The sequence below is a fragment of the Pseudoalteromonas fuliginea genome, from assembly GCF_000690055.1.
Taxonomy (GTDB): domain Bacteria; phylum Pseudomonadota; class Gammaproteobacteria; order Enterobacterales; family Alteromonadaceae; genus Pseudoalteromonas; species Pseudoalteromonas fuliginea.
The window spans coordinates 32,941-59,431 of record NZ_JJNZ01000024.1 but is presented as its reverse complement, the minus strand read 5'-3'; the positions used below and the strand labels follow the sequence as shown (position 1 = coordinate 59,431).

At 38.3% G+C, this 26,491-nt stretch carries 22 protein-coding genes and 1 pseudogene; 8 read left to right on the top strand and 15 right to left on the bottom strand.

Annotation, left to right across the window (positions count from 1 at the left end):
- Positions 1-11 precede the first annotated feature (11 nt).
- The 5 genes from astA to speD all read left to right on the top strand — a co-directional run bounded on the left by astA (position 12) and on the right by speD (position 4,393).
- The gene (gene astA / locus DC53_RS12480; RefSeq protein WP_008133413.1) at positions 12-1,028 is read left to right on the top strand and encodes an arginine N-succinyltransferase; all 1,017 of its coding nucleotides are present in this window, start codon (positions 12-14) and stop codon (positions 1,026-1,028) included.
- Between the two features lie 15 nt (positions 1,029-1,043).
- On the top strand, positions 1,044-2,513 hold the full coding sequence (gene astD / locus DC53_RS12485; RefSeq protein WP_033029176.1) for a succinylglutamate-semialdehyde dehydrogenase: 1,470 nt from the start codon (positions 1,044-1,046) through the stop codon (positions 2,511-2,513).
- 126 nt (positions 2,514-2,639) lie between these two features.
- Complete coding sequence (locus DC53_RS12490) at positions 2,640-2,987, top strand: DUF3802 family protein (protein WP_007376264.1); 348 nt, start codon at positions 2,640-2,642, stop codon at positions 2,985-2,987.
- Between the two features lie 91 nt (positions 2,988-3,078).
- Positions 3,079-3,492 carry an OsmC family protein gene (locus DC53_RS12495; RefSeq protein ID WP_008133415.1) on the top strand — a complete coding sequence of 138 codons (414 nt, stop codon included), beginning with the start codon at positions 3,079-3,081 and terminating at the stop codon, positions 3,490-3,492.
- A gap of 88 nt (positions 3,493-3,580) precedes the next feature.
- On the top strand, positions 3,581-4,393 hold the full coding sequence (gene speD, locus DC53_RS12500; protein ID WP_007376266.1) for an adenosylmethionine decarboxylase: 813 nt from the start codon (positions 3,581-3,583) through the stop codon (positions 4,391-4,393).
- Positions 4,394-4,445: 52 nt separating this feature from the next.
- Here the strand turns inward: speD and DC53_RS12505 are convergent, their stop codons facing one another.
- The 7 genes from DC53_RS12505 to DC53_RS12530 form a co-directional block, all read right to left on the bottom strand.
- A complete protein-coding gene (locus DC53_RS12505; protein WP_033029174.1) occupies positions 4,446-5,789 on the bottom strand; it encodes a M24 family metallopeptidase in 1,344 nt (447 codons plus the stop codon).
- A 133-nt stretch (positions 5,790-5,922) separates the two neighbouring features.
- Positions 5,923-7,194 (bottom strand): aromatic amino acid transport family protein, encoded by a 1,272-nt coding sequence (locus DC53_RS12510; protein WP_033029172.1) that lies wholly within the window; start codon positions 7,192-7,194, stop codon positions 5,923-5,925.
- 454 nt (positions 7,195-7,648) lie between these two features.
- Positions 7,649-10,741 carry an efflux RND transporter permease subunit gene (locus DC53_RS12515; protein WP_033029170.1) on the bottom strand — a complete coding sequence of 1,031 codons (3,093 nt, stop codon included), beginning with the start codon at positions 10,739-10,741 and terminating at the stop codon, positions 7,649-7,651.
- Positions 10,738-11,853: an efflux RND transporter periplasmic adaptor subunit gene (locus DC53_RS12520; protein ID WP_007376271.1), complete on the bottom strand. Its 1,116-nt coding sequence runs from the start codon at positions 11,851-11,853 to the stop codon at positions 10,738-10,740. Before DC53_RS12520 ends, DC53_RS12515 begins: the two co-directional genes overlap by 4 nt.
- 120 nt (positions 11,854-11,973) lie before the next feature.
- Complete coding sequence (locus DC53_RS12525) at positions 11,974-12,918, bottom strand: pseudouridine-5'-phosphate glycosidase (protein ID WP_007376272.1); 945 nt, start codon at positions 12,916-12,918, stop codon at positions 11,974-11,976.
- Between the two features lie 12 nt (positions 12,919-12,930).
- Positions 12,931-13,092, bottom strand: coding sequence for a tautomerase family protein (locus DC53_RS21975; RefSeq protein WP_007376273.1), 162 nt, complete (start codon positions 13,090-13,092; stop codon positions 12,931-12,933).
- Positions 13,093-13,164: 72 nt separating this feature from the next.
- Positions 13,165-17,043 (bottom strand): amino acid adenylation domain-containing protein, encoded by a 3,879-nt coding sequence (locus DC53_RS12530; RefSeq protein ID WP_033029167.1) that lies wholly within the window; start codon positions 17,041-17,043, stop codon positions 13,165-13,167.
- Positions 17,044-17,270: 227 nt separating this feature from the next.
- Here DC53_RS12530 and DC53_RS12535 point away from each other — a divergent pair, with 227 nt between their 5' ends.
- Complete coding sequence (locus DC53_RS12535) at positions 17,271-17,777, top strand: MarR family winged helix-turn-helix transcriptional regulator (protein ID WP_204247242.1); 507 nt, start codon at positions 17,271-17,273, stop codon at positions 17,775-17,777.
- 357 nt (positions 17,778-18,134) lie between these two features.
- Here the strand turns inward: DC53_RS12535 and DC53_RS12540 are convergent, their stop codons facing one another.
- Genes DC53_RS12540 through DC53_RS12555 form a run of 4 tightly spaced genes read right to left on the bottom strand, consistent with a single transcriptional unit; the run spans position 18,135 to position 21,631 of the window.
- Positions 18,135-19,268: an alkene reductase gene (locus DC53_RS12540; RefSeq protein ID WP_033029165.1), complete on the bottom strand. Its 1,134-nt coding sequence runs from the start codon at positions 19,266-19,268 to the stop codon at positions 18,135-18,137.
- Positions 19,269-19,279: 11 nt separating this feature from the next.
- A complete protein-coding gene (locus tag DC53_RS12545) occupies positions 19,280-20,194 on the bottom strand; it encodes an EamA family transporter (RefSeq protein WP_008133428.1) in 915 nt (304 codons plus the stop codon).
- Positions 20,191-20,895 carry a uracil phosphoribosyltransferase gene (gene upp / locus DC53_RS12550; protein ID WP_232224803.1) on the bottom strand — a complete coding sequence of 235 codons (705 nt, stop codon included), beginning with the start codon at positions 20,893-20,895 and terminating at the stop codon, positions 20,191-20,193. Before upp ends, DC53_RS12545 begins: the two co-directional genes overlap by 4 nt.
- A gap of 58 nt (positions 20,896-20,953) precedes the next feature.
- Positions 20,954-21,631, bottom strand: coding sequence for a phosphoribosylanthranilate isomerase (locus DC53_RS12555; RefSeq protein ID WP_008133429.1), 678 nt, complete (start codon positions 21,629-21,631; stop codon positions 20,954-20,956).
- Positions 21,632-22,089: 458 nt separating this feature from the next.
- On the opposite strand from DC53_RS12555, the gene DC53_RS12560 reads away from it, so the two are divergent.
- Together DC53_RS12560 and DC53_RS12565 are read left to right on the top strand one after the other, a co-directional pair.
- The gene (locus DC53_RS12560; RefSeq protein WP_007376280.1) at positions 22,090-22,452 is read left to right on the top strand and encodes a DUF7674 family protein; all 363 of its coding nucleotides are present in this window, start codon (positions 22,090-22,092) and stop codon (positions 22,450-22,452) included.
- A gap of 159 nt (positions 22,453-22,611) precedes the next feature.
- The gene (locus DC53_RS12565; protein WP_033014826.1) at positions 22,612-23,409 is read left to right on the top strand and encodes an alpha/beta fold hydrolase; all 798 of its coding nucleotides are present in this window, start codon (positions 22,612-22,614) and stop codon (positions 23,407-23,409) included.
- A 129-nt stretch (positions 23,410-23,538) separates the two neighbouring features.
- Here DC53_RS12565 and DC53_RS22560 read toward each other — a convergent pair.
- From DC53_RS22560 to DC53_RS21370, 4 genes and pseudogenes are all read right to left on the bottom strand, one after another.
- Positions 23,539-24,005, bottom strand: a pseudogene (locus DC53_RS22560) (aromatic amino acid transport family protein); the annotation flags it as partial.
- Between the two features lie 206 nt (positions 24,006-24,211).
- Complete coding sequence (locus tag DC53_RS12575) at positions 24,212-25,384, bottom strand: lipase family protein (protein ID WP_033029311.1); 1,173 nt, start codon at positions 25,382-25,384, stop codon at positions 24,212-24,214.
- A gap of 11 nt (positions 25,385-25,395) precedes the next feature.
- A complete protein-coding gene (locus DC53_RS12580; protein WP_033029161.1) occupies positions 25,396-25,833 on the bottom strand; it encodes a DUF6795 domain-containing protein in 438 nt (145 codons plus the stop codon).
- Between the two features lie 188 nt (positions 25,834-26,021).
- Positions 26,022-26,342, bottom strand: coding sequence for a DUF6795 domain-containing protein (locus tag DC53_RS21370; protein WP_050484129.1), 321 nt, complete (start codon positions 26,340-26,342; stop codon positions 26,022-26,024).
- Positions 26,343-26,491 lie beyond the last annotated feature (149 nt).

Sequence of the window (26,491 nt, the reverse complement as noted above, 5' to 3'; positions counted from 1 at the left end):
CAAGCGGACTCATGATGATCCTTCGCCCAATCCAGCAAAATGATTATTCAGCATTACTGAAAATTGCCCACGAATCAGGGCATGGTTTTACGTCTTTGCCATTAAACGAAGAACTATTGCAAAAAAAGATTGACCATTCAGTAAGCTCTTTTGCTAAACAAACGTCACAACCTGGTGACGAAGGCTACCTGTTTGTTCTTGAAGATAGCGAAACCGGTGACGTTGTAGGTACGTCTGCAATTGAAGCTGCGGTAGGGCTTGATGATGCATTTTATCATTATCACTTAAGTAAAGTGATTCACTCTTCGCGTACATTAAACGTCTACAAAGCCGTTGATATTTTAACGCTATGTAATGACTACACAGGTGCTACAGAGCTTTGCACATTGTTTTTAAAAGATGGCTATCGTAAAAATTGTAACGGTAAACTACTTTCAAAAGCGCGCTTTATGTTTATAAAACAGCATCAAGAGCGTTTTGCACAAACAGTGATCGCAGAAATGCGCGGTGTGTCTGACGAAAACGGCAGTAGCCCTTTTTGGCAGTGGCTTGAAGAGCACTTTTTCTCAATGGATTTTCCAACAGCCGATTACTTAACAGGTATTGGCCAAAAGGTTTTCATTGCTGAATTAATGCCTAAATACCCAATTTACGTAAACTTGCTAAGTAAAGATGCGCAAGCCGTAATAGGTAAAGTACACGACAACACTCGCCCAGCAATCGAGTTATTAAAAAGCGAAGGCTTTACGTTTAATGGCTACGTAGATATTTTTGACGGCGGCCCAACGGTTGAAGCCAAAGTAGATAACATTGCGACGATTCGTAATGCAAATCACTTTAACGTTGAAATTGGCGAAATGACTGGCGACACCATGGTGTTACTAGCGAACGAAAAGCTTGAAGATTTTAGAGCAACTGTTGCGCCAATGACATTTGACGAGCGCGCAAAAAGCCTTATTTTATCGCAAGAAATAGCAGATGCATTGCATTTGCAAGCTGGCGATATTGTTAGTGCAACCACGATTTAATTTAGGAGAAAGTATATGACTCATCCTGCACAATTTATAAATGGTCAATGGTCACAAGGCCAAGGCACAGAATTTAATTCGCTAAACCCTGCAAATAACGACGTTATTTGGCAGGCATCATCAGCAACTGCGGCGCAAGTAGATACCGCAGTAAATGCAGCGCGCGAAGCGTTTTACGCATGGGCTGATAAAAGCTTTACTGAGCGTTTAGAAATAATTAAAGCATTCGCAGCGCAATTAAAAGAAAACAGCGAAGAGCTCGCTATTACTATCGCACAAGAAACTGGTAAGCCACTGTGGGAAACGCGCACAGAAGCGGGTGCTATGGTTGGTAAAATTGCCATTTCTGAAAAAGCATTTTTAGAGCGCACTGGCGACGTAGAAAACGCAATGCCACTTGGCCGTGCGATGATTCGTCATAAGCCACATGGGGTTGTAGCCGTATTTGGTCCGTATAACTTTCCGGGTCACTTACCTAATGGCCACATTGTGCCAGCACTTTTAGCAGGTAACACGGTTGTATTTAAACCGTCTGAACTTACTCCTAAGGTTGCTGAGCTTACGCTTAAACTGTGGGAAAAAGCAGGCTTACCAGCTGGTGTAATTAACTTAGTTCAAGGTGAAGTAGAAACGGGTAAAGCCCTTGCTGCTCACAAAGGGATTGATGGCTTGTTTTTTACGGGTTCTTCGCGTACTGGTCATATTTTACATGAACAGTTTGCGGGTCAACCGGGTAAAATTTTAGCGCTAGAAATGGGTGGTAATAACCCACTTATTATTACTGACGTTGAAGACACTAAAGCGGTTGTTCACGATATTATTCAATCAGCGTTTATCTCAAGCGGCCAGCGTTGTACATGTGCACGTAAATTGTTTTTACCTAAAGGTAGCAAAGGCGATGCAATTTTAGAGCGCCTTATCACTGCAACTAAAGCGATTAAAGTAGGCAACTACGATGATGCAGAGCAGCCATTTATGGGCTCTATGATCTCATCAGCGGCAGCAGCAGGCATGGTTAAAGCGCAAAACGAGCTTGTTGAGCTTGGCGCTCAAGTATTAGTAGAACTTGAGCACACAGCCAATACCGGTTTTGTAACACCGGGCATTATTGAGTGTACAAACATTAGTGACTTCCCAGATGAAGAGCATTTTGGACCACTTTTAAAAGTATTCCGCTTTGACGACTTTGACCAAGCAATTGATAAAGCAAACGATACAACCTTTGGTTTATCTGCTGGTTTATTAAGTGATAGTGCAGCAGATTATGACCACTTTTTACGTCGTATTCGTGCCGGCATTGTTAACTGGAACCGCCCAATTACTGGCGCATCAAGCGCAGCACCATTTGGTGGTATTGGCGCATCGGGCAATCACAGAGCAAGCGCGTATTACGCTGCTGATTACTGTGCATACCCAGTTGCTTCAGTTGAGCTTGAAAAAGTAGCGATGCCAGCAACGCTAAGTCCAGGTTTAAAAATAGATTAAGTACTACTTAATAACTACAAAAGCAGCTTCGGCTGCTTTTTTTGTATTGCTATCGTGCAAAGCTAGTAATTCGCGTCGCTTTCTGATTAAATCATGGCAATTAATTATTTTAAGGTGGTATAAAAAATGGTTTTAGATAGGCAAGGGTACGATGATTTGATCATGTATCTAACTCAAAATTTAGCATTGTTTGAGAAGCCAGGCGAGATAAAACCAGGTGCCCCAACAGTAATGGAATTAATTGAAGACGTCATTGCGCAAAATGTTATGCTTATTTGTGAGCAGCACACAGAGCTTAATACAGAGCAGCGTAGCTTAATTGTACGCGAAGTTGACGGCATAGTTTACGATTTAGAAGAAGTCCTCAGTAGTATCACCACACAGCCTGTCACGGTTGAGCAGCATGCATTTATAGATGAATTTGCTGGTTTAGTTAAAAACTTATTCGATAATGCAGTCTCGCAACAGTATTAATCAATTGCTTATATAGCCGCCTAGTACATTTTCATTTGCAACTGCGGCTAAGTTGCTTACAATCAAGAAAATATTTTTTTGAGATAAGCACATGCAAGCAAATGTAAAATGGGTTGAGGGCGATACGTTTATCGGCCGTTCTAATTCTAACCACAATGTAGTGTTTGATGGCGGTAGCGATAGTGCCGCGCCAAGCCCTATGGAAATGGTTTTAATGTCGGTTGGCTGTTGTTCATCAGTCGATGTTGTCAGTATTTTAAAAAAAGCCAAACAAGATTTTTCAGACGTGCAAGTACAACTTACTTCAGAGCGTGCCGAAACAGCCCCACGCGTATTTACTAAAATCAACTTACACTTTGTTGTTAAAGGTAATAATGTGTCTGAAAAACACCTTGCACGCGCCGTTTCCCTCTCTGCTGAAAAGTATTGTTCGGTTGCATTAATGCTTGATAAAACAGTAGAAATTACGCATAGCCACGAAGTTGTGCAAGATCAAGCAAAATAACGCTTTTTCCATAAGGAAAATTCGTATAAAATCCGCGAACTTTTCATTCTGCAGGTGCAGAGTTCACTAATTTATAGGTTGGTTTATTATGAACAAACCCTTCGATAAACTTAAACTTCATGGCTTTAACAATTTAACCAAAAGTTTAAGCTTTAGTATTTACGATATTTGCTACGCAAAGACCGAGCAACAACGTAAAGAATATATTGAATATATCGATGAGCAGTATAGTGCAGATAGACTAACCGACATTTTAGGTGAAGTTGTTGATATAATTGGCGCTAACATTTTAAATGTAGCGCGCCAAGACTATGAACCACAAGGCGCTAGTGTAACTATTTTGGTTTCAGAAGAACCAGTAGAAGAGCAGCAAAATTACGATGCTGACGAAGCGCCAGGTCCATTACCTGATTCAGTTGTTGCGCACCTAGATAAAAGCCATATTTGTGTACACACATACCCAGAAGCTCACCCTGATGATGGTATTTGTACATTCCGTGCTGATATTGAAGTGTCTACTTGTGGCATTATTTCACCACTTAAAGCGTTAAACTTCTTAATTCATAGCCTTGAGTCAGACGTGGTAACAATTGACTACCGCGTTCGTGGTTTTACCCGCGACATAAATGGCGTTAAGCACTACATTGATCATGCTATTAGCTCGATTCAAAACTTCATGACAGAAGATACTAAAGAAGCGTACCAAATGATGGACGTGAACGTGTATCAAGAAAACCTGTTCCATACCAAAATGATGTTAAAAGAAACCGACTTAAATACCTATTTATTCGGCCTTTCTACGGCAGATTTATCAGAGGGCGAAGAAGACGAAATTCGCTCAAAACTGACCCGTGAAATGCAAGAAATATTCTATGGCCGTAACCTGCCAGATACAGAATAATAGCAACGAATTAAATTAAAAATGGCGCTCAGTGAGCGCCATTTTTTTTGCTTTATTTTACAAGCAATAATTGTGTTTGTCGGCCATTTAAATACCAGACACCGCTTTTATCAAAAATAGCGTCCTCTTCTAGCATTATTCTTATTTCTTTGTTCCACTGTTTTATAAACACCGCATTGTTGAGCTCAATAGAGTAAGCCGTATTTAAATGCAGCGGATAGTCACCATCTCCCGGTACACCTTGCTGAGAATCCCACATACCTAATGTAGTACCAGCAGCGTGACCATGATAGCCAAGAGGATGAGTATAAATAGTGGGCTTTAATCCCTGAGCAATAGCGGTTTTTCGTGCTGCAGCTAACACTTCATTACCTGTTTTTCCTACCGCAAATTGATTGGTAAATATATCTTGTAGTTTATTACCGCTTTTTAGTGCTTCAACTAAGTAATTAGGCGCACTCGTTTCGTTTTCTTTGAGCACATACGCATGCTGCTGCGTGTCGGTATTTAAGCGTAAATAAGTAATACCAAAATCGACATGAAGTAAATCGCCGGCTTGTATAACGTTATCATCGTAGCCATTGGTAAAGCTTTCTTCATGATTAAACGACTTCGCATCGGCGCGCTGAATAGCAACGCTTGGGTGAAACCATGTTTGTAGTTTTAGCTCTTTTACGCGCTCTCTAAACCACCATACCAAGTCATCGCTAGTTGTTTTACCCACCGTAATTGTTTTACCCGAAAACCCCTCTGCAATAATATGATGGGCAATAGCCACAATGTGTTTATACATTTCAACTTCTTCAGGAATGCGTTGCTCTAACCACGCGACAGCAAGCGGCTCTGCAGAAATTATTTTATTGTGATAATTGGCGGGCAAGTTAGCCATTAAGGTTTTGTAATCGCCTAGCACAAGGCCATCGGCATGTGCCCAGTCGGTAGAAGTATTAAGCGCAATGTTACGAGGTTTGTATTGCTCAATAAGCGTATTGAGTGCCTGCCACTGGCTAGGTTGTGTTTGCTTATCCCAACCTTTTTTAAATACATTACCTATTTTATAAGGTGCAATAGCGTAAGCATCAACCCCACCTTGTTTATTAAGTGCAAATAGCAAAATAGTGGTGCGTCTGGCTGAAAGCCATGTTGCAGGCAGCATTGTTTTTAATATTGGATCTTCATTGTATTCGCGGCTTATAAGAAGCCACATATCAGTGTTGTGCTGCTTCATTAACGAGGGCATTAAGGTGTTAACCCTAAGCTCAGTTATTTTATTAATAAACGCAGCGCGCTCTTTCATTGATAAAATTGTTGGGGGTCCTGAAGCTTGAACTAAAGGGCTTACAAATAGTGTTGCGAGCAAACATGCGCTTATTAGTAATAATTTATTGTATTGCATAGTTGGGCTATTTTTAGGCTAATTTATACTTAACATGCCAGAACCCACACTATAAAAAAATAATTTGAGACAAACCGTACAAACAAAAAAGCCCAGCTAATTAACTTAGCTGGGCTTTTGTGTATATAGCGTATTAATTAATCATGCTGTAAATAAGTGCAAATACAGCAAGTGAGCCAACCGCTAATATAAATAGCGTGCTTAAACGGTTACGGTATTTATGAAGTGCAGGCACTTTATAAACTGCAATCATTGGCATGATGAATAAAATCATCGCAATGATAGGGCCCGATAACTGATCCATCATATCTAAAATACTTGGGTTTTTAACAGCGCAAAACCAAATAGCTAAAAACATAATTAGCACACCAATTTTATCGGCCGCTTTTTCGCTTAAGCTTGTTTGTTTAGTTACTAAACCTGTAAAGCTTTCACGTGCCCCTAAAAAGTGACCCAAAAACGACGATGTAATAGCAATAAAGGCAACAAGCGGCCCAAGTGTGGCAATAAACGAGTTATCAGTAATGTTAGCAAGATAGGACAGAACCGATACGTTAGCCGCTTTAGCAGCGGCCATTTGCTCGCCTGTAAGCGACAGCACGCAAGAGAACACAAATAACAGTACAAAGGTAATAAGTAGTAAGCTAGTGCGCTTTAAAATCGCCTCTGCCTTGCTTGTTGCTTGGTTACCGTAATGGCCGCGTTGCACGTTTACAAAGCTTGAGATAGCCGCTGCGTGGCTAAACGAAAATACAATAATAGGAATCGATAACCACAACGTTTTACCAAAGCTGCCCATTTCAGGCATGCTCATATCGGGCACTTGCCAGCTTGGGATTAAATAAAGTGATAAAAACAATAATATACCCACAAGCGGATAAACTAAGATAGCAAAGGCACGTAGCATTAAGCGCTCGCCGCCCATCATTAAGCTAATCATACCTGCAACTAATACACCCGAAAGTAATACGCGAGAAGGTGATTCCATCCCCATTTGATTAACCATAAAGCTATCCACAGTATTGGTTAAGCCCACACCGTAAATAAGCAAAATTGGGAATATAGATAAAAAGTACAACAAAGAAATTAATCGACCTGCAGTCACACCAAAGTGCTCTTCAACTACATCGGTAAAGTCGGCATCTTTATTTTTCGATGAAAGTACAAAGCGTGCTAAGCCTCGGTGGGCACAAAAGGTCATTGGGAATGCTAAACACGCCATAATAATTAATGGCCAAAAACCGCCAATACCAATATTAATAGGTAAAAATAAAATACCCGCACCAACGGCCGTGCCAAATAGACTTAGCGTCCATTGTGTATCGTGTTGGTTCCATTTTGAGGTAGAAGAGTGTGTGTTATTTATTGGTGCATTTGAAAGCGTTGCACCTTGAGGTGTTGTCATGTGTGTGCTCATCCATTATTTGTAATAATAATTGCGCCGAAGAATATAGTTTTTGACTAAATTTTTCATGTTTTGAGCTGGTTTTAGAATGAATTAGTTGTAGTGGTTTAGTGACTAACTGTCATGAATATGAAACAGCGATTTAAAAGTGAGCAATGTATAAAGTAATAATTATACAATGTGTTGTTTATTTGAACGAAGTAACTGCTGTCAGGTTTTTTTGTATGAAACAAAGTTTTTTATACGCTGCAGATATTACATAATTTATCGCGATAAGAGCTTTAGCTTATTAGAGCGTGTTGATCTTTGGTCGTTGAATTTTCAACAGCATGTTTGCATGTAAGCCAACAAGGTAACGCAGGAGCTGTTACCGAGCTGGCTATGTTATAAATCTCGCGCCGGGATTAAATTTCCCCTAGATAGAACAAACTTTAATCTTGAGAGGTCACAGACCTTAACTAATAGCAAAAGATGATTTTTCATTTGAACTGCAAAGGTTACTTTTATTTACTTCTTTAGGCACTCGTTTTGAAGCCAGTTTTACGTAAAAAGCAGGCAATACAAAAAGAGTAAAAAGGGTTCCTATAAGCATTCCTGCTACTAATATAATGCCAATACTATTTCGGGCTTCAGCCCCAGCTCCAGATACCATTAATAATGGGAAGTGCCCAAGAACAGTGGCAGCAGTGGTCATTAAAATAGGCCTTAATCTAGTTGATGCAGATTCAATTACGGCTTCTATGCGGCTTTTACCTTGCTCTTGTAGGTGATTTGCAAATTCGACAATTAAGATACCGTTTTTTGCAATCAGACCAATGAGTGTGATTAAACCGATTTGAGAATAAATATTGATAGTCGTTAATTCAAAATACGACAGCATCAACGCGCCAGCCATTGCCAAAGGTACACTCCCAATTAACACAACTAGAGGGTCTCGAAAGCTATTAAATTGGATACTAAGCAGTAAGTAAACAATGACCAGTGAAATTAGCATAACGCCTAATAAACTATTACCTTGTTGTCTTATTTGTCTAGACTCTCCGGCATAATCAACAGTGTATGAAGGGGGGAGTAATTCTTTTGCGGCATTTTCTAATGCTGAAAGTGCCTCTTCTTTTGTGGAATTAGGTAATACGGCTCCAAATATGCGAAAGGCATTTTGCTGTCCAAAGCTATTTAATTGTCTAGGAACTGTTGCCCATTTAACTTCAGCTATTGCAGATAATGGCACGCTGGTTCCATTAATTGATTTAATGTTTAAGCTTAGTAGTTTTCCAGGATCTGACTTTACATTTCGGTCAATAACAGGGATTACCTGATAAGCTTTTCCTTGCGCATCAAATCGATTAACGTAGTTATTTGATAAAAGAACACTCAGTTGCTGATTGACATAAGCGAGATCCATTCCTAAATCGGCAATTTTATCGCGCTTTAATTGTAATTGTATTTGGGGTAAATCGATTTTTAAATCAGTGTCTGCGTATAAAAAGTGCCCACTAGCAAATGCTTTACCTATAAGTTGCCCCGCATAGCTTTGCATTATTTCAAAACTATCGCTGGACTTAACGACCATTTCTACATCGAATTGGCCCGCAGTAGGAAGTGGCGCTGGAAGAATGGGCAACGGGTTGACTCCAGGGGTTTTAGCCAAGCGTCCATAAATCTCAGGAAGAATTGATTTAGTAGTGTAATCTCGTTCGCTAGCACTTATAAATTCAATACCGCCAAAAGCACTATTGGTAAAAATGTTCTGCCACATTTGAGTTGTGCCGGGTATTTCTAATAAGCTATCAACCATGCCACGAATGTTATCTTCATTATAAGTTAACGATGACTCAGGGGGGGATTGTACAAGTACAAATATGCTGCTTTGATCCTCAACTGGCGCAAGCTCTTTTTGTGCACCTTGGTAAAATGGTATTATCATAAGGCTTAACGCAATTGCAGCGACAATCACTTGATTTCGCCACGACAATAAAAGAGTAAGTAACAATGCATATTTATTTCTTAGCTGATCAAATACCCAGTTTACTTTTTTTGTTAATTTAGTTTCTTGCCCTTCAGCAGGGATAACATACGCGCTCATTATTGGTGAAAGTGTGAGGGCAACAATGCCTGATATAAGCACTGATATTGCTAGGGTAAAAGCAAATTCTTTAAATAATACGCCGGTAAGTCCAGACAGAAAGCCAATCGGTAAATACACCATTGTTAGTGTGAGAGTCATTGATACAATTGGTACAAACAGCTCTTTGGAGCTTGTGAGCGCAGCGTCAATTTTAGATTTTCCTGCACGAATATGACGTGAAACATTTTCTACAACAACAATCGCATCATCAACCACCAAGCCAACAGAGAGAACAATAGCGAGCACGGTTAGTAAGTTTAACGAAAAACCGACGACATACATTGCGGCAATAGCACCTAATATTGAAATAGGAATAGTCACTAAAGGTACCGCTGAGCTTCTAAATGAACCCATCATAAAGAGAACAACAACGCCTACTAGAATAACCGTCTCAATAAGTGTTTTAAAAATCTCATTTAATGCATCGCGCATATATAAAGTACCATCATAGGCATAACCAATGCTGATACCATCCGGTAAAGTCTTATTAATTTTATCGGTTAATGCGTAAAGTGCGTCACCAACTTCAATTTCATTTGCACCTGGCTGCGGCCAAACTGAAATATAAACAGTATCATGCTGATTTAAGCGAGCACTTACCGTTGGCTGCTCAGAGCCAAGTTCAATATGGGCTACATCTCTCAGATATATAACATCATTATCTATACGTTTTACAATTAACTGCTTAAATTCATCGATACTTTTCAATTGTGTATTAGCGACCAGATCAATTTTTTGTTTATTAGTTTCTATATAACCTAGCGTAGCTATTGTATTATTTGCAGCCAACGCGGAGTAAATATCGTCAGCGCTAAGATCAAATGCTTCTAACTTTGCAGAATTTAAATGCACGCGCATCGCAGGCGTTCTACTGCCTTCAATTGCGACTCTTTGAACACCCTCAATATCTGTAATTATAGGAGTCACTTGCCTTGATAAAAAGTCGGTTAGTTGTGTAAGTGATTCGCCCTGATGCTCTATATTTAAATAAAATAGCGCATGAGGTCGATCGGTGCGCTTAACGCTAACAATGGGATCCTCAGTATCATTCGGGAGCATATATTTAACTTGGCTAAGACGAGCAGTAAGCTGTGATAAAGCCCGAGTACTATCTTCGTTTAAATTTAAGTAAGCTGTTACAGTGCTATTCCCTGCAATTGTGACTGATTCAACATAATCAACACCTGGAACCGTAGCAGAAATACGTTCAATTGGTTCTGTAATAAAACCTTTAACTGTTTCAGCTGATGCGCCTACGTAGTTAGTTGAAATAACTAAAGATGAACTTTCAATTTTTGGAAACTGTAGCACAGTCACCTTAAGCACTGACCAAATCCCAGCAATACAAATAATGGCGGATAAAACGATTGCAAGTGTTGGTTGTGTTATGAATCGATCCATAAAATGATTGTTTTTCATAATGATACCTTAGGAGATAACGTATCTTCCATAGCTACAGTACGCTCTGAATTAAGCAAGTATGCTCTTAAACCGTCACGCAATTTAAATGCTCCATGACTTGCGATTAATGCGCCTGAGGTTAAGCCATTGGTGATCATAACGAGATCCCCAATACGTTCGCCTAATTCAACTTGTGTACGCTTAGCGTATGTTTTTCCTTCCTCGTCTTTATTTAATAAATATACATAGTTCCCTAATTTGCCTTTAATAACTGCTAAATATGGGATCGCAACAACCTCTTTTTTGTTGCCAATAGGTACCTTAATTTTAACGAGTTGATTTGAATTTAGTTTAGTATTTCCTAATGTAATTTTTGCACGGTATTTCAGCTGTCTTGAGTGTTTTGACATTTCTGGTGCAACAGAAGCTACTTGTGCAATTATTTCTGTCTGTGTGTCATCAAGTAGCGTTAATACTACCGGCGTATTAATTGCTAGCTCTGTATAGGTTTGCGGGAGAGAAAAATCGACCCACATATATTTTTCAATACCAATGAGCTGAGTTAGATTTGTATTAGCAGGTAAAAACTGACCGACTTGCAAGTCATGTATACCAACGCGGGCTGTAAATGGTGCTGTAATCACTTTTTTAGCAATTTTAGCTGAGAGTAGGTTTATTTCTGCTTGGTATTGAGCAAGTAAAGCCGTTGATTCATCTAATTGCTGAGCGCTCAATTTATTTGAATTATAAAGGCTTTTATATCTCTTTACGGTGGTGTTTTGTAGTTCAAAGCGTGATTTAGCTATTTGCAGTTGTGCTTTTTCCTCCTCGTGTTCTATTTCGAGTAACGTATCACCTGCATAAGTAATACCGCCAGATTGCAAATAGAGTTTTGTAACTTTACCTGCTGATTCATTAATTAACGATAATGTTTTAGGGGCTTTTACGATACCGCTAATATCTATATGTGACTGATGAGCAACTTTTTCTACATACATAGCTTCGACATTAGCCGATTGTTCATTGCCTATATTGCTGCGCGCATCAATGATGTTACTTTTAACTGCAAAGCTGCCCGCTATTAAAATTGCTAGTATGCCTGTCGTTGTAATCCATGGAATGAAATTCATAATTAGCTCCTTGTGTGCATCTAGTAGGTAATATGCTTGGGTGAAGTTTGTTTATGTAAAGTATCTTTATATAAAGATATATAATTAAAAAAATTTGTCAATAAACTTCACCCATTATTTTTACGCTACTTCTCTTTTATTACTAGATTGCTTTGCATGGGCAACAGCTAAATGCCCTGCAACACGCGCTGTATTGATCAAAACGGCACTGTTAGCTTTAGCTGAACGCCCTTTAGTTACTTCATCAATTGCTTTCATAATGTACTTAGTGACTTTATTTCCACTGATCCCTTGCGCTTGAGCCGAGCTAATTGCCGCGTTGATAGCATCATTAACATCATCACTATCAATGGCATCTTCGAGCTTAGTGGGTGTTGTAATTAATACACTGCGCTTATTATCAAGCAGCCATTGGGTTTCAATTATGTCGGCTAAAATAGATGCATCATCTATCCGTTGTGGTGCTTTATAGCCACTTGAGCGACAGTAAAATGCAGGGAAATCATCAAATTGATAAGATATAATAGGAACATTGTGGGTCTCTAAGTATTCAAGTGTTAAACCTAGATCGAGTATGTTTTTTGCACCAGCACATACAACGGCAACCCGTGAACGTGTAAATTGCATAAGATCTGAAGAAATATCCATCGTATTGTTTGCTCCTCTATGAACGCCACCAATGCCGGCAGATGCAAAAAAGCATATTCCTGCTAACTCAGCTGCAATAATAGATGAGGCAACGGTGGTTGCACCCAATTGCTTAGTCGCTAATACAACGGGTAAGTCACGCGTGCTGACTTTAGGTATATTTGCGGTTGTTGCAAATAACTCAATCTCACTTTCATCCATGCCAATTAGTAATTTACCATTAGCGACTCCAATGGTTGCAGGGATTGCCCCCGATTCACGAACTGCTGCTTCTACTTGTAACGCGGTGTGTTTATTTTCAGGGTAATCTAAGCCATGCGTTATAACATTAGACTCAAGCGCCACGACCGCAAGCCCTAACTCAAGAGCCCGTTTAATTTCAGGCTTAATAACAAGATTTATCTTTGTATTGTTCATTTTATTTCTCCTCTAATAACTTGGTTTTTTAATTAATTTATATTTTTGCTGAATAATATGTTTGTTATAAACACGTTGTCGCCAATTTTTCGGTTGCTCTGCATGCAGTGCGATTGAAATAAAGTCGTTATTGCATTTAAACTCTTTACTTATCAGTGCCGAAATTTTTTTCACGAGCCTATTCTTGGTGGAACTGGATACGTGAGAATCAAAATAATGTATGTTGATATGCGGCATATTGCGTCCTTACGCTATTAATAATGAACGATAGCTCTCGTAAGAACCTTGAGATTGCACAATGCTATTAAACAGCTCATCAACACCTTGATGTTTTAATAATGCGTAATGATCTGCTTGTAAGTGTTGTGTTATCGCTTCTTTTTCGTTGTACTCAGGAATGTTTTCAATAAATGAATAATCATCTCCTTGTGCTTTAAATATCACTTTTGGTGCTTTTACTTGGCGTTCAAGCAACTCTGTGAATGTATATTTAAACTCATAAGTGCGCATTACTACTTCTATGATTTTACTGACAACATCTCGATTCAAAGTGCGATGATTCATACATACAAAGTCAATAAACTGTTGTTTATTAGTCACTGTCGATAAACATTGTTCTAATACCGGGCCTTGTATTTTTTGAAAGAACACTGAAAATAAAATGGTGACAAATGCAGGAGAAGTAAAACAAGGTGTCTGCTCTTTTTGTGAATACTGAGGTAGATTAGGTGAGCCTGGTGCAATGAGATAAAGTGCTTCCACGGTCTCGCCACTTGCTTCAAGTTGATGCGCCACTTCAAATGCAACACGCGCCCCAAAAGAGTATCCCCATAACGTATAAGGACCCGTTGGTTGCTCATTTTTGATTAGCTTGATATCGGCTTCTGCCATTTCTTGTATTGTATCGTAAGGAATTTCGTCAGAATTAAGGCCATGCGCTTGCACCGCAATAAACGTCGCTTCATCGGCCACTTTTTCAGCTAAAGGTTTTAAGCTCATTGGATACCCACCTAAACCAGGCCAGCAGAAAATTCGCGATTTTTGTGTAGAGTTATTTAAATTAATCAACCGACTATGTGAGCTGTTATCGTTTTGCTTTATATAAAGAGCAAGTGCTTCAATCGTGGGGGCTTGAAAGATAGCTTGCATTGGGATACTAATGCTCAACTCTTTATTTAAAGTATTCATAAATGTAACGGCTGTTAAAGAGTTTCCACCACTTTCAAAAAAATTATCTTGGACTGATACTTTGTCCCATTTCATAACATGGAGCCAAATATCAGCTATTTTCTCTTCTAATTTATTTCGAGGCTCAATGTAGGCTGCCTTATTTTCAATATTATTAAGTTTCTCTGAATTTTTTAGAGCGAGATAATCGACTTTCCCATTCGCTGTTTGTGGAAACTCAGCAAAAGTTATAATTTTATTAGGTACCATATAGCTAGGTAGCGAATTTTGTAAATCATGATTCAATATTTCAAGGGGGCCACGCATATGTATAGCGTCTTCTTTCATACCTTCACTGCGTTTTTGCTCATCTGTAATTTTTCCACCAATGCAAAAATAAAATGGTTTCATTGTACAATTCGCATCAGATAAAATTTCTTCAATACGATTGGCTGAAGGTAAATTATTACCAGATTTTGAGCTATAACCAGAAGACATTAAACCTATGTTTAAGTCGTTCATTTGTAACTGCTGTAACTTACGACCTAAATCAATGTAGTGTCGCCAAGCCGTTGTAGAATGATTAAGTAAAGAAATACCAAAAGAAGCTCTATCATAGACTTGCTGATTAATGGCAATCACTTTTTTCTTTTCAATTAGCTGATCAGAAAGGGGTGTCAGCTGATTATCTTGAACGGTGTATTGTCCTGAATTTAAACCATCTACATTTTGAATTTGCACTAAGGTCTCAACATTTGAAAGCGAGTCAGTTTCGCTATGTTGGCTAATATCAAAACTTCCTAAGTAGGCGTCATCTTCGTGAACAGCTAAGTAATCTTGGTATTCATTGTCAAAACTAGCAGCGCCAATTGAAAGGCCAAACTGAGGTAAAATATGATCAAATAAGCCAAGCATATGGCCTGTTTCCATTTCTAAAACTTCTAATATATTATTTTGATATACAGGTTCTATAGCTGATTGTTTACCTAAAAAATGGCAAGTTAATTTAACCGTGCTTACAGGCGCTAATGAGCGTACAAGATGCAGGGTATGTAGTTCAGGGTGATAATAATAAATACCCGATTTTAAATTAAATAAATTATGTATTTCTAAAAATAACTGCGTAGCATACAGGGCGCCTGGAGATGCATAGCCATACTTGGGCAGTAAGCGTTGCTTGCTTTTAAACTGGCCAAAATATCTCATGATTTGACCAAATTCATCATATTCTAATGCGCTGACAGGGCGTGTAGGGATCTCTGATTTTTGTTTTTTGAGTAAGTTAAGTATTTCTTGCTCACACACATTTCCACCATCAAAGTAACGATAAGTTTTACGAGCAAAAACAGTTTCAGTTTGCTCTTTTGATGCATTTTTATTTGGTAAATTAAATACGGGTAAGTTTAACAGCGCTTGTGGTTGTCTAAATCCAGCATTAGAGAGTTGTGCTTTAACTTGTAATTTACTTTTTTTAGATTGATGGTGTTCACTCTGCTTGCCTTGATCCATTAAAGCGGCTTCACGATGATTTAATTCAATGCATGCAATAAGATTTTGAAAACCGGTACGCTGGTCATTTTTTACAACCATTGCGGCATTTTTTATCCAATCATGCTTTTCAATGGCAAGTCTAATTTCATCAAGCTCTACACGGTAACCACGTAATTTAATTTGATTATCGGCGCGACCTAAAAAGTGTGTGTTACCTTCTTTATCACGTTTTACAATATCACCACTGCGATAGAGCGTATTATGCATAGGCTCGCTATTGTGAGGATTAGATATAAATCTTTCGAGCGTTGTATCGTTACGGTTTAAATAACCTCTAGCAACCTGCACACCACTAATATAAAGCTCACCAGATTCACCCTCATCAACTAAGTTTAACTGTTCATCAAGTATATAGTAGTGAGTATTGGCTACAGGCTTACCAATGGTAATTGCATCAAACGCTTGCTCTAAAGTATGAGGCGTTACTTTATGGCTGGATGAATTTATTGTGCATTCTGTTGGCCCATATAAATTGATTAGATCTTTTTCAGGCAGTGTTTCAAAAAATTGTAAGGCGAGCTGTTTAGTAAGCGTTTCACCCCCACTGAACACGTGAGACAATGAGTTGCACAATTGAATACAAGGCGAATCAAGCAAGGCTTGTAAAAGGGTAGGAACACATTGCAAAACGGTCACTTGTTTTTCAATGATTAAATCAATAAGTGCAAGCGGATCGCGATACATTCCTACTTCACTTGTAACAACACAAATACCGATTGCATTAGCTAAAATCTCCCATTGGGCTGCATCAAAGCTAAAAGGCGTTTTTTGTACAATACGAGTTGATTGGCTAAAGCTATGCTCTTCTTTTAGCCACAGAAGCTGATTAACAATACTGCTATGTTCAATGATGACGCCTTTGGGATCACCTGTGCTTCCAGAGGTGTAAATCATATAAGCAAGGCTATCTTGTGATAGTGGCGCATAATATGACGTATTATCATCAACATCATCTATTGAAATTACAGTGATGTCGCTGCTAACCAATGCAGTAATTTGCTCTTTTAAATGTGCTTGAGTTAAAACTAAACGCGCTTTAGAGTCTTTTAGCATATAGCTAATACGTTTTTCAGGGTATTCAGGAGACAGTGGAAGGTATCCGCATCCTGCATAAATAGCTCCCCACACACCAAAAATTAAGTCAGGCGATGGATCGACAAACAAACCAACATATTCACCTTGCTTAGCACCATGCTGATGAAGTAAAGAGGCAATGTTAGCTGATTTTTTATCCAGCATTTTATAGCTCCAATCTCCTTGGTTACTAATTACTGCAGTTTCATCAGGTGTTTCAATAATTTGCTTTTGAATTAAATCAAACAATGTTCGAGTATCACTTTCTCCTAAAAAAGATATCTGATCTTGCTCAAGGTTTTCGGTTCGATTTAGTTGGTTATGTAGTTTCATTTCTATGCCTATTCCTTTATTTAAAATTTTATAGATGACTAATTTTTGAATTGCCTTGTTAAAAATGAGTACTACACATAACTCTCATGTAACAAAGTTAGGTAAAAGATAATACATACAATCTTAATGTCAAGTATCTTTGTGTAAAGATACTTGTTGTGATGAGTCTTGTCGTAGAGGTTGTTGTGAGTTATATTGGTTTATCAATTTAAATTAGAGTAGTAGATATGATGAAAAATGATCTTGTTGACGTCGTTATGGCCCAGTGGAATAAAGAAAGACCTGATTTAGACCCTTCGCCTATGGGAGTTATGGGCCGACTCGTTCGTACCGATGCAATGTTTAGCAAAGAATTACAAACTGTATTTGGCCGTTTTGGCCTCAATGGTGGCGAATTTGATGTATTAGCGACAATTAGGCGTTCAGGAAAACCGTTTACATTGAGTCCAAATCAACTATTGCAGACATTAATGCTAACCTCAGGCTCAATGACAAACCGTATCGATAAACTAGAAGCTAAAGACTTGGTTGCACGCAGCTCCGATCCTAACGACCGTCGAGGCGTTATGGTGTCTTTAACAGAGAAAGGTTTTCAATTGATTGATCAGGTTGTAGAGGAGCATATCGCAAAAGGGCAGTCTTTATTGTCACCTTTAGATAAGTCGGAGCAGCAACAACTCGCAGTATTACTTAAAAAATTACTTTTAGGCCTTTCTAACTCTACTTATAAATAAGGCCTGTTGTCCTTTCAGGAGCAAAATTTGTTCTATCTAGGGCGTGTTGAACTTTGTGGATTAAAATTTGTTCAATCGAGGAGCGAGGTTTGTAACTTGGTAGCTTTGGTAACGCTCCTGCATCACCTTACTAACTTATCTTTATGTAAGAATAAGTAAATTCGCGCAAAGCTTCCGCGCCCTACTCACGGCTTTTATTTACATCCATGTAGCAGCAAAAAGTAAATCGCCCCTAGGACGAACCTAAGGGCTACGGATGTTTGGCATTTACGCTGCATTATCAACTGCTTATGGTGAATAATCACACGACATAAACTCTGCCTCGCCTAACTACCAAACCTACAGCTGCAAAATTAATCACGAAAGCTCAACACGCTCTAATATAGATTCACTTTGTTTCTCAGATAGCGATGCACTTTTATCTACCATTGTAGGATAATCGGTATAACCGGTTTCGTCGCCACCATAAAACGTATCGGGATCTACATTATTAAAAGAAGCATTTAACTTAGTACGCTCTACCAAATCAGGGTTTGCTAAAAAGAGTGCCCCTAATGCCACACCATCGCATAAATTTTCATTTAACACATCTGATGCAATAGCAGGGGTTACAGGGCCATCTTGCCAAGATTTGTGAGGGTTTAATATAAGCTTACCTAACCATTGGTTACGGATCTGCTGGGTGTGCTCACGGTTAGCCGCTTCCATAATATGCAAATACGCCAGATCAGTTGGCAACTGACTAATAAGAGTTTGGTAGAGCACTTCACTGTCTTGTTCAATAATGTCATTGTAAGTATTGTCGGGAGAAATACGAATACCGACTCTTTTAGCACCAATAGCTTGTGTAACAGCCGCCACTACTTTTAGCGTAAATCTTAAACGGTTTTTGACGCTACCACCAAATAGATCGGCTCTATTATTTGTATTGCTTGCCATAAATTGGTGAAGTAAAAAACCATTTCCTGCGTGTATTTCTACCCCATCAAAACCTGCCTGAATCGCTAATTCAGCTGATTTTGCGAAGTCTTCAATGGTTGCTGTAATTTCATCTAATGTCATTTCTTTTGGTGTAGGGTAGCTCTTTGGCCCTGTTGGTGTAAAAGCGTCTCCGGTAGCTTTAATTGCTGAAGGCGCTATTGATTGATGAGCACTGGGGTATAATTCAGGATGCCCAATACGACCAGAATGCATCAATTGGGCTACAATTTTGCCTCCCCTTTTATGTACTGCTTCAGTAATGGGCTGCCAGCTTTTCACATGTTGTAAATTATGTAGTCCTGGGGAATTCATAAAACCTTGACCAACTTGGTTAGGTTGAATACCTTCAGAAATAATTAACCCAGCTGTTGCTCTTTGAGCATAATAGGTTGCCATAAGAGGCGTTGCTAATCCTTCAGCTGTTGCCCTGTTTCTACTCATTGGTGCCATTACAAAGCGATTGCTTGCGTTGATTTTCCCAAAACGAGCTTCTGTAAATAAGTTGTCCATGTTTACTTCCTTTAACTAGTTTTTTTGTTTAATGATGGTTCCAGATTAAAATTGGAACTTGATTTTTTAAACAGCTGTACTTGAGATATAACAATGGCTAATACAATAATGACAGCGCCTAATGTTTGACTCATCGTTAGCCTTTGCGAAAGAATAAAATAACCCAATAATGTTGCTGAGATTGGGCTTGCAAACGATATAAAAGACACCGTAACAACTGGCAGTTTTTCAATAGCTTTAAACCAAACTATATAAGCGAACAAGGCTCCAATGATACTTAAGTAGGAATAACCAATTATATTGTCCACTGTTAGGTTACTAGGTAAGCCTTCTTGTACTAATCCAATCGGGAGTAAAAATAATCCACCTACAACGAGTTGCCAGCCTGTAAAAGTATATAAATTAACGTCAGCAGGCTTGCCCCATTTTTTTGTTAATACTATTCCCGTGGCCATTGAAGCGGCACCAATTAAACCTGCAATAACACCTTGAACAGGTAAATTCATATTTGGTTCTAAGACCAACATCGCGACTCCAACAGCCGCAATTGCACAAGCAATAAATTGCCTTAAATTAAGGGTATCTTTAAAGAGTAGCGCACCAAGTATCATGACTATGATAGGTTGGCACGACATAACAAGTGCAGCTACACCACCGGGTAATAGATAGGCTGCTACAAATAAACAGTAAAAAAAGCCACCAATATTAAGTATGCCAAGCACGATAGAACGCACCCACCAGATGCCTTTAGGTAGCTTTCGACCAATCAGTACTAATAAAATACCAGCAGGTAAAGCACGAAGTGTTGACGCCATTAAAGGCATATCTGGCGGTAACAGCTCGGTCGTTACTATGTATGTACTGCCCCAAATTGTTGGGGCAATCATAGCAACTAACATCCAAAGTATTAGTTGTTTATTTGTCATACGGCCCCCACATCGGTCGTACCGAAGTAGCGATCTCCGAAGTCGCCAATTCCAGGTATCATAAATGCGTTTCCATTTAGATACTCTTCAATTGAAGACGTGACTATTTGAATTTTCTTAAATTGCTGAGTAACTTTTTGAATCCCCTCAGGGGAGCACAAAAGATTAACAAAAATGATATTTTCTTCTAAAACACCAGCATCTATAAGCACCTGAATAGCACAAATTGCAGAGCCGCCTGTCGCCAACATAGGTTCGAATATCAGCACGCGACATTTAGCGATATGATCCGGAAGTTTTGAATAATAAAGAGTTGGCAATTTTGTGACGACATCGCGTTGTATTAAAATTTTTCCAATGGGAATTTTTAAGTCAATATGACGCAGCTCATTTTCCATACTTTCACCAGCACGAACCACAGAAACGGCACATATTGGATCTGCAAACTGCTTGCCTTTGTATGTTTCTCCCACGGGAGTAGTTACATCGAGATCTTTAAATGGTACTAATTCTAAGCTTTTTTCAATCAGCAGACGAAACACTTGATCAGCATAAAAAATGAATTGGCTTTTACTAGCTACCTTGTCACGCATTTTTGCATGCAGGTATTTTAGTCTATTTGTTTGCGGTAACTCGATCACACTACTTGAGAGTATTTGTGAGTCTTCTTTATATATTTGAATAACTTGATTTGCATTCATAATGCTCTCCCTATTTGAGTCTGCCAGATTAGGGGTGTTAATCTGGCAGTGAATTATATTAAGCATTGATCTCCGAAAATGCTTTTTCAGCTTCGCGAATGAATTTCTTCACCTTAGCGGCATCTTTTCTGCCGTCGCTACCTTCTAATCCCGTATGTGAATCAACTGCGGCTGGTTTAACCTTATAGATTGCATCAGCTACATTTTCAGGCGTTAAACCGCCAGCCATCATTAGAGGTTTTGGAGATCGTCTAACAAGTTCAGCGCTTACGTCCCAGTTATGCGTTAAACCAGTAGCGCCTTTAGCACCCGTTTTAGGGTTAAACGTATCAGTGATAAACATGTCAACAAAGTCAGCCATGGTATCAACAATTTCTAACAGCTCTTCAGCATTGTCTTCTTTCACAACAAGGCTTTTTAATAAGAAAAGATCAGGGCGCAGCTCTCTAAGCTTTTTCATTTCTGCCACACTAATATCACCGTGTAGTTGAACTGCTTTTACACCTAGCTCACTGCAATAACCGCTCACTTCTTCAGCATCTACCATATAGCTAATCAACACACCGGCTTGAGGCTCACTTAAGCCTTTAATAATGCTCATTGCATCTGTTTCAGAAATATCATCTTTTCCAGAAGGTAAGCGCAAAGGAAAGCCAAGCCACTCAATGCCAGACTCCAGCATTAGATTTGCTTCTTCTCGGTCGATAATGCCAGCTACTTGAATAATGTTTTTCATAATGTTCTCCAATTTAAAGTTAAAGGGTTGTAAAGAATCTCGACGTAAAGATATGTAAGAATTAACTTTGTGTCAAGTATCTTTATGTGAAGATATTAAATTAATATACGTTTAGCTGTTTCATAGAGTTGCTGAAGACTGATATTTTTATATCGTAATTATTTAAAAAGTTAACATAAGCAATAGTTTAAGTGGGTTTTTGAAGTGGTGCAGGGCGATTGGAAGCTTACTAAAAAATAATTTTCGGCCTTAAAAAAACTTAACGTATTGAGCGTAAGTCTTAAATAAAAACAATATTTAGGCATTTAAAAAATTATATGGTGTGGGTATGGTTATCAAAACGTTAAGTTAACGAGGTCGTAAACGCGGACAAGAACAGTTGGCTTTGTCCGTGCCCCACCAAATTATTTTTAGCTGGTACAATGGCATTTGTATAACTATGTGCAGCAAGGGAGTATATGGAAAAGCAAGAAATAATAAGATTCATTAAGGATATACAATGTAAGTTTCCAGATGTGATCCCGCTAATGGATAAACACGAAAGTTGGGCGCTTACTTTTCGCATGGAAGAGTTTGCAAACTTAACAACTTTTGCATTCAACGAAAATAAAGTCACTAATGCTCTAAAGCACTTGTCATATATGAGTCTAAAATTAGACTCTGCAAGTCCTGCTGAACTTGAGTACATAGACACTTATTACGTTGAGCACTTATTTTGCAAGGCTACTCCCATTGGAATTGAAATAGGTTGGCCACTTGTTCCTGACAAACTTAAAAAACTGTATTTAGATTTTCACGGGCAAGCGCCTAAAATACGTTGAGAATAGAAGCGAGTCGTTTTTATTTAAAAATCAAAATCTGCTCCGAAAAGTTGTTAAGTAGGAGCTATTGATCTGAACTTCATGAGAGATTTTTATTAAACTCCGTTATACTTCTTGCAATTGAATATGCCAAATGAAGTAAATAGGCCGCTAACTGCAATGAGTACAGAAATTCTTTTCCATACTATTTTTCCACACGAAGCCAGTAAAACATGGGTTGTATTTGTCCATGGAGCCGGTGGTAGTTCGGCAATCTGGTTTCGTCAGCTTAAAGCGTATAAAAAAGAATATAATGTGTTGTTGCTTGATCTTCGCGGTCACGGCAAATCGAATAATCTACTACAAAACTTTGTTGATAATAATTATTCATTTAATAATGTCTCTAAAGACATCATAGATGTGTTAGATCATAACAATATTACCAGCGCACACTTTGTTGGTATTTCATTGGGCACAATTCTTATTCGAAATATTGCTGAAATTGCGCCGCAATATGTTTCTAGCATGGTGCTAGGTGGAGCGGTTACTCGTTTTAATACTCGCAGTAATACATTGGTTTATTTAGGTAATACTTTTAAACACTTCCTGCCTTATATGTGGTTGTATCGCTTATTTGCTTTTATTATGATGCCGAAAAAGCGTCATAAAGAATCTCGACTTTTGTTTGTTCGTGAAGCAAAGCGCTTGTGCCAAAAAGAGTTTATAAAATGGTTTAAATTAGCCATGGATGTAAATCCTTTAATGCAATATTTCAAAGAAAAAGACATTGATATTCCCATTCTGTACATTATGGGTAAGGAGGATCATATGTTCCTTGGCCCTGTTAAAGAAATGGTTAAGCGCCATAAAAATAGCGTACTGCAAACTATTCACCATTGTGGCCATGTCTGTAATGTGGAACGTCCTGACTTATTCAATCAGCACTCGCTTGCTTTTATCGCCCAGCAAAATCGTTAAGGGTTGTTGCTTTTAAAAAGCTTTCAGTTAATGGTAGGTAATTAGAAAAAATTTATAACAGCCATCATGAGTAAACTGGAGCAGATTTTTCTTTTGACTTTCGTCCTAAACTAAAAACAAGATCCGAAGGATAATACCCGCAACCAATAGGCCTGAAAGCAATACGCGAGAAGGCGATTCCATCCCCATTTGAATAACCATAAAGCTATCAATAGTATTGGTTAAGCCACACCGTAAATAAGCAAAATTGGGAATATAGATAAAAATCACAACAAGGAAATTAACCGATCTGCAGTTACATCAAAGTGCTCTTCAACTACGTCGGTAAAGTCGTATCTTTATTTTTCGACGAAAGTACAAAACGCGATAACTCTCGGTGGGCACAAAAGGTCATAGGGAATGCTAAACACGCCAAAATAATTAACGGCCAAAAACCGCCAATGCCAATATTAATAGGTAAAAATAAAGTACCCGCACCAATGGCCGTGCCAAATAGACTTAGCGTCCATTGTATATCGTGCTGGTTCTATTTTGAGGTAAAAGAGTGTGTTATTTATTGATGTATTTGAAAGCGTTACACCTTGAGGTGTTATCATGTGTGTGCTCATCCATTATTAATAATAATTGCGCGCAATAATATAACTTTTAACGTAGTTTTCATGCTTAGTTGCTTAGTTGCTTAGTTGCTAAGTGTAATGAAAATGAAACGATGTTTGAAAAGTGAACTGTAGTGGGGGTTGTAATAGTAATAAGCTTAGGCTTTATGCTCTTGCTTATTACTATTATTGGAAATTATTAGCTTTTAATCTACTGCCGAAAGGGCTTTTTGAGCAATTCGATTAACCATTTTAAGTGTTTTTTCGAATACCCACTTAATAAACTCGGCAGATAACTCCTTTATTTTAGTTCTAGCATAACCAGCAAAGGCCAGCATACATGCAAGTAATCCATTTATAGGGCCTGTTAAATCTACAGTATGAAAATTATTATTAGCTAAAATCATCGCAATTTTGTCGTATAAGCTTAAGCCGTTTGCAGTGCCTGATTGTAGTGCGTTTAAAGTGCCAAGTTTTGCTTGACGTAACACAGTCATAAGGGCTTCACTTAAGCGATTCATCCAATATATTGAAGGCTGTACTTGAGTGGCATGAGTAATATCTAAGGTAACGCGTTTAAATGGGTTAAATGTCACTCTTTTATTGATACTATCCCAAGATTGCTTTTGTGAGTTTCGGGTATAGTATTTCATCAAATGATGCCAAGGAGCTATAATTTGATTGTTATCCATTTTATATTCAGGAGCGTTGTAAGGAGCTTGCATGAATGGCCAGAATGGAACCATAGGCACAACATCTCCACCATTAACGCAACGGAAAATGTTTTTGGGCTCCAACGCATTTGTTGTGCTTAATGCAAAGTTTGTTAAGCCTACTTTTGGGGCTCCAAAAGTATATAATTTAACGTCTGAACTAAAACGTCGTTTTGCCCAGTCAGCTACTAATGAGGCAACTGCGCCGCCCAGACTATGACCAACACAGTGAACTGTAGCATTAGGCTTTAATTCACGTAATAAAGGGGCTAATTGTAATTTCAAAGTTTCAAACAAAGTGTTAAACCCTGCGTGTACACTATGCCCACCGTCACATACACTTATATTAGCTCTACAGTCAGTAGATGCATCGTATATTGATGCAGTCCCGCGTATGGCAAGTACTAAATCGTTTTTAAATGGGTTCATGCGACCAGCTGGAGAGGTGCCTTTGCCAACGAGTACAAACCCTGTTTGATGACTTGTAGCATGAGCAATTGCTCCGCCAGAGGTTCCTTTTATCGGACCGTTGGATAAATCAAAGGAAAAAATATTTTCTAAATAGTTTGATGCAATAACTGTGTATCGACCTCTTCGGTCTGGTTTTTTTATATCATAAGAAATTTTAGCAAGTTCAGCGCATAAAATGGGTGATAATGTTGCCACGGTAAATCCTTTTAATTTTGTTTTTCCCAACGAGCAATACTTTTAATGAAGTGCTCATCCAATGAATCTTCAGGGTTTATAAGGTGATGTTTGGTTTCATCATTTGTTAAATCGGCATTTAAATTTTTAAGAAGTCTTTTAAATTCTTTAGGTGTTTTTAGTCCATGCTGAAACCCAATCCACAGATTAAAAATCTTGCCATCTTTTTCTAAGTCTATAATTATTCTAACTACAGGCTCATGAAAAATACTACCAGGTTTGCGAGAGGTTAAAGATTTTTCTGGGAAAGAGAAATAGCCTTCGCTATTAGTATATACACTGTCTAGCTCTTCATCATCATAGGTCAAGCTACGTTCAACGAGCTGATTTGCTAGTGGAATCCCATTGTTTAAAAGTTGACCTGTTACTTCTGGGCAAAGCTCAACTTTATATTTAATTAGACCAAGCATTCGACATCCCTTGTTGATAATTAATAATCCATATTTTGATGATTATCCATAAACAGGATAAAACATCAATGTGTTATTCCATATCATTTAGTTTACCCAGCGACAAATACTATGTGTACCGCTGGGTGCTTCTGAATCAATGATTTGATATTTTATTTCTTTAGTACTTAAATCTGCATTTGAATTCTTTAGCTTTTTTGTAATCCAATTGGGGTTTTAAGTGCAAGTTGAAATCCAAACCACAAAGTATGCTGATAACTTTCAAAGTGAGTCACTATTACGACTCTGATCATTGGATCATAAAATATACTGCCAGGCTTGCGTGATTTAATTGATTTAGCGGAAAATGAGTAAAAACCGAGCTCATCAGTATAGGCTTCATCTATCTCTTTATCTTCTAATGTTAAGCCTCTTTGGATAAGTTGGTTTGCTACTGGTTTACCGTTTAGCATAAGTTGTCCTTTAACTTCCGGACATAGCTCTACTGTATAGCGAATTAATCCGTGCATTTATTATTCCTTGTATAAAATCCATGTATTTATCTTTATCTATAAATAATGTGAAACGTTGATATACGGTATTATTCAATCTAAGAACAAAAATTATCATGGATAGCACTGACTGTTCAAATCGACAAATATAAGGTATACACTGGCAA

Bases quoted from the DNA above. Each gene is read 5' to 3' on its own strand.
- DC53_RS12525 (WP_007376272.1), bottom strand. From the start codon at position 12,918: ATGAACAATACAAAGATAAATCTTGTTATTAAGCCTGAAATTAAACGG.
- DC53_RS12555 (WP_008133429.1), bottom strand. From the start codon at position 21,631: ATGAAAAACATTATTCAAGTAGCTGGCATTATCGACCGAGAAGAAGCA.
- DC53_RS12535 (WP_204247242.1), top strand. From the start codon at position 17,271: ATGATGAAAAATGATCTTGTTGACGTCGTTATGGCCCAGTGGAATAAA.
- astD (WP_033029176.1), top strand. From the start codon at position 1,044: ATGACTCATCCTGCACAATTTATAAATGGTCAATGGTCACAAGGCCAA.
- DC53_RS12545 (WP_008133428.1), bottom strand. From the start codon at position 20,194: ATGACAAATAAACAACTAATACTTTGGATGTTAGTTGCTATGATTGCC.
- upp (WP_232224803.1), bottom strand. From the start codon at position 20,895: ATGAATGCAAATCAAGTTATTCAAATATATAAAGAAGACTCACAAATA.
- DC53_RS12495 (WP_008133415.1), top strand. From the start codon at position 3,079: ATGCAAGCAAATGTAAAATGGGTTGAGGGCGATACGTTTATCGGCCGT.
- speD (WP_007376266.1), top strand. From the start codon at position 3,581: ATGAACAAACCCTTCGATAAACTTAAACTTCATGGCTTTAACAATTTA.
- DC53_RS21370 (WP_050484129.1), bottom strand. From the start codon at position 26,342: ATGCACGGATTAATTCGCTATACAGTAGAGCTATGTCCGGAAGTTAAA.
- DC53_RS12580 (WP_033029161.1), bottom strand. From the start codon at position 25,833: ATGCTTGGTCTAATTAAATATAAAGTTGAGCTTTGCCCAGAAGTAACA.
- DC53_RS12530 (WP_033029167.1), bottom strand. From the start codon at position 17,043: ATGAAACTACATAACCAACTAAATCGAACCGAAAACCTTGAGCAAGAT.
- astA (WP_008133413.1), top strand. From the start codon at position 12: ATGATGATCCTTCGCCCAATCCAGCAAAATGATTATTCAGCATTACTG.
- DC53_RS12565 (WP_033014826.1), top strand. From the start codon at position 22,612: ATGAGTACAGAAATTCTTTTCCATACTATTTTTCCACACGAAGCCAGT.
- DC53_RS12520 (WP_007376271.1), bottom strand. From the start codon at position 11,853: ATGAATTTCATTCCATGGATTACAACGACAGGCATACTAGCAATTTTA.
- DC53_RS12490 (WP_007376264.1), top strand. From the start codon at position 2,640: ATGGTTTTAGATAGGCAAGGGTACGATGATTTGATCATGTATCTAACT.
- DC53_RS12515 (WP_033029170.1), bottom strand. From the start codon at position 10,741: ATGAAAAACAATCATTTTATGGATCGATTCATAACACAACCAACACTT.
- DC53_RS12510 (WP_033029172.1), bottom strand. From the start codon at position 7,194: ATGACAACACCTCAAGGTGCAACGCTTTCAAATGCACCAATAAATAAC.
- DC53_RS12540 (WP_033029165.1), bottom strand. From the start codon at position 19,268: ATGGACAACTTATTTACAGAAGCTCGTTTTGGGAAAATCAACGCAAGC.
- DC53_RS12505 (WP_033029174.1), bottom strand. From the start codon at position 5,789: ATGCAATACAATAAATTATTACTAATAAGCGCATGTTTGCTCGCAACA.
- DC53_RS12560 (WP_007376280.1), top strand. From the start codon at position 22,090: ATGGAAAAGCAAGAAATAATAAGATTCATTAAGGATATACAATGTAAG.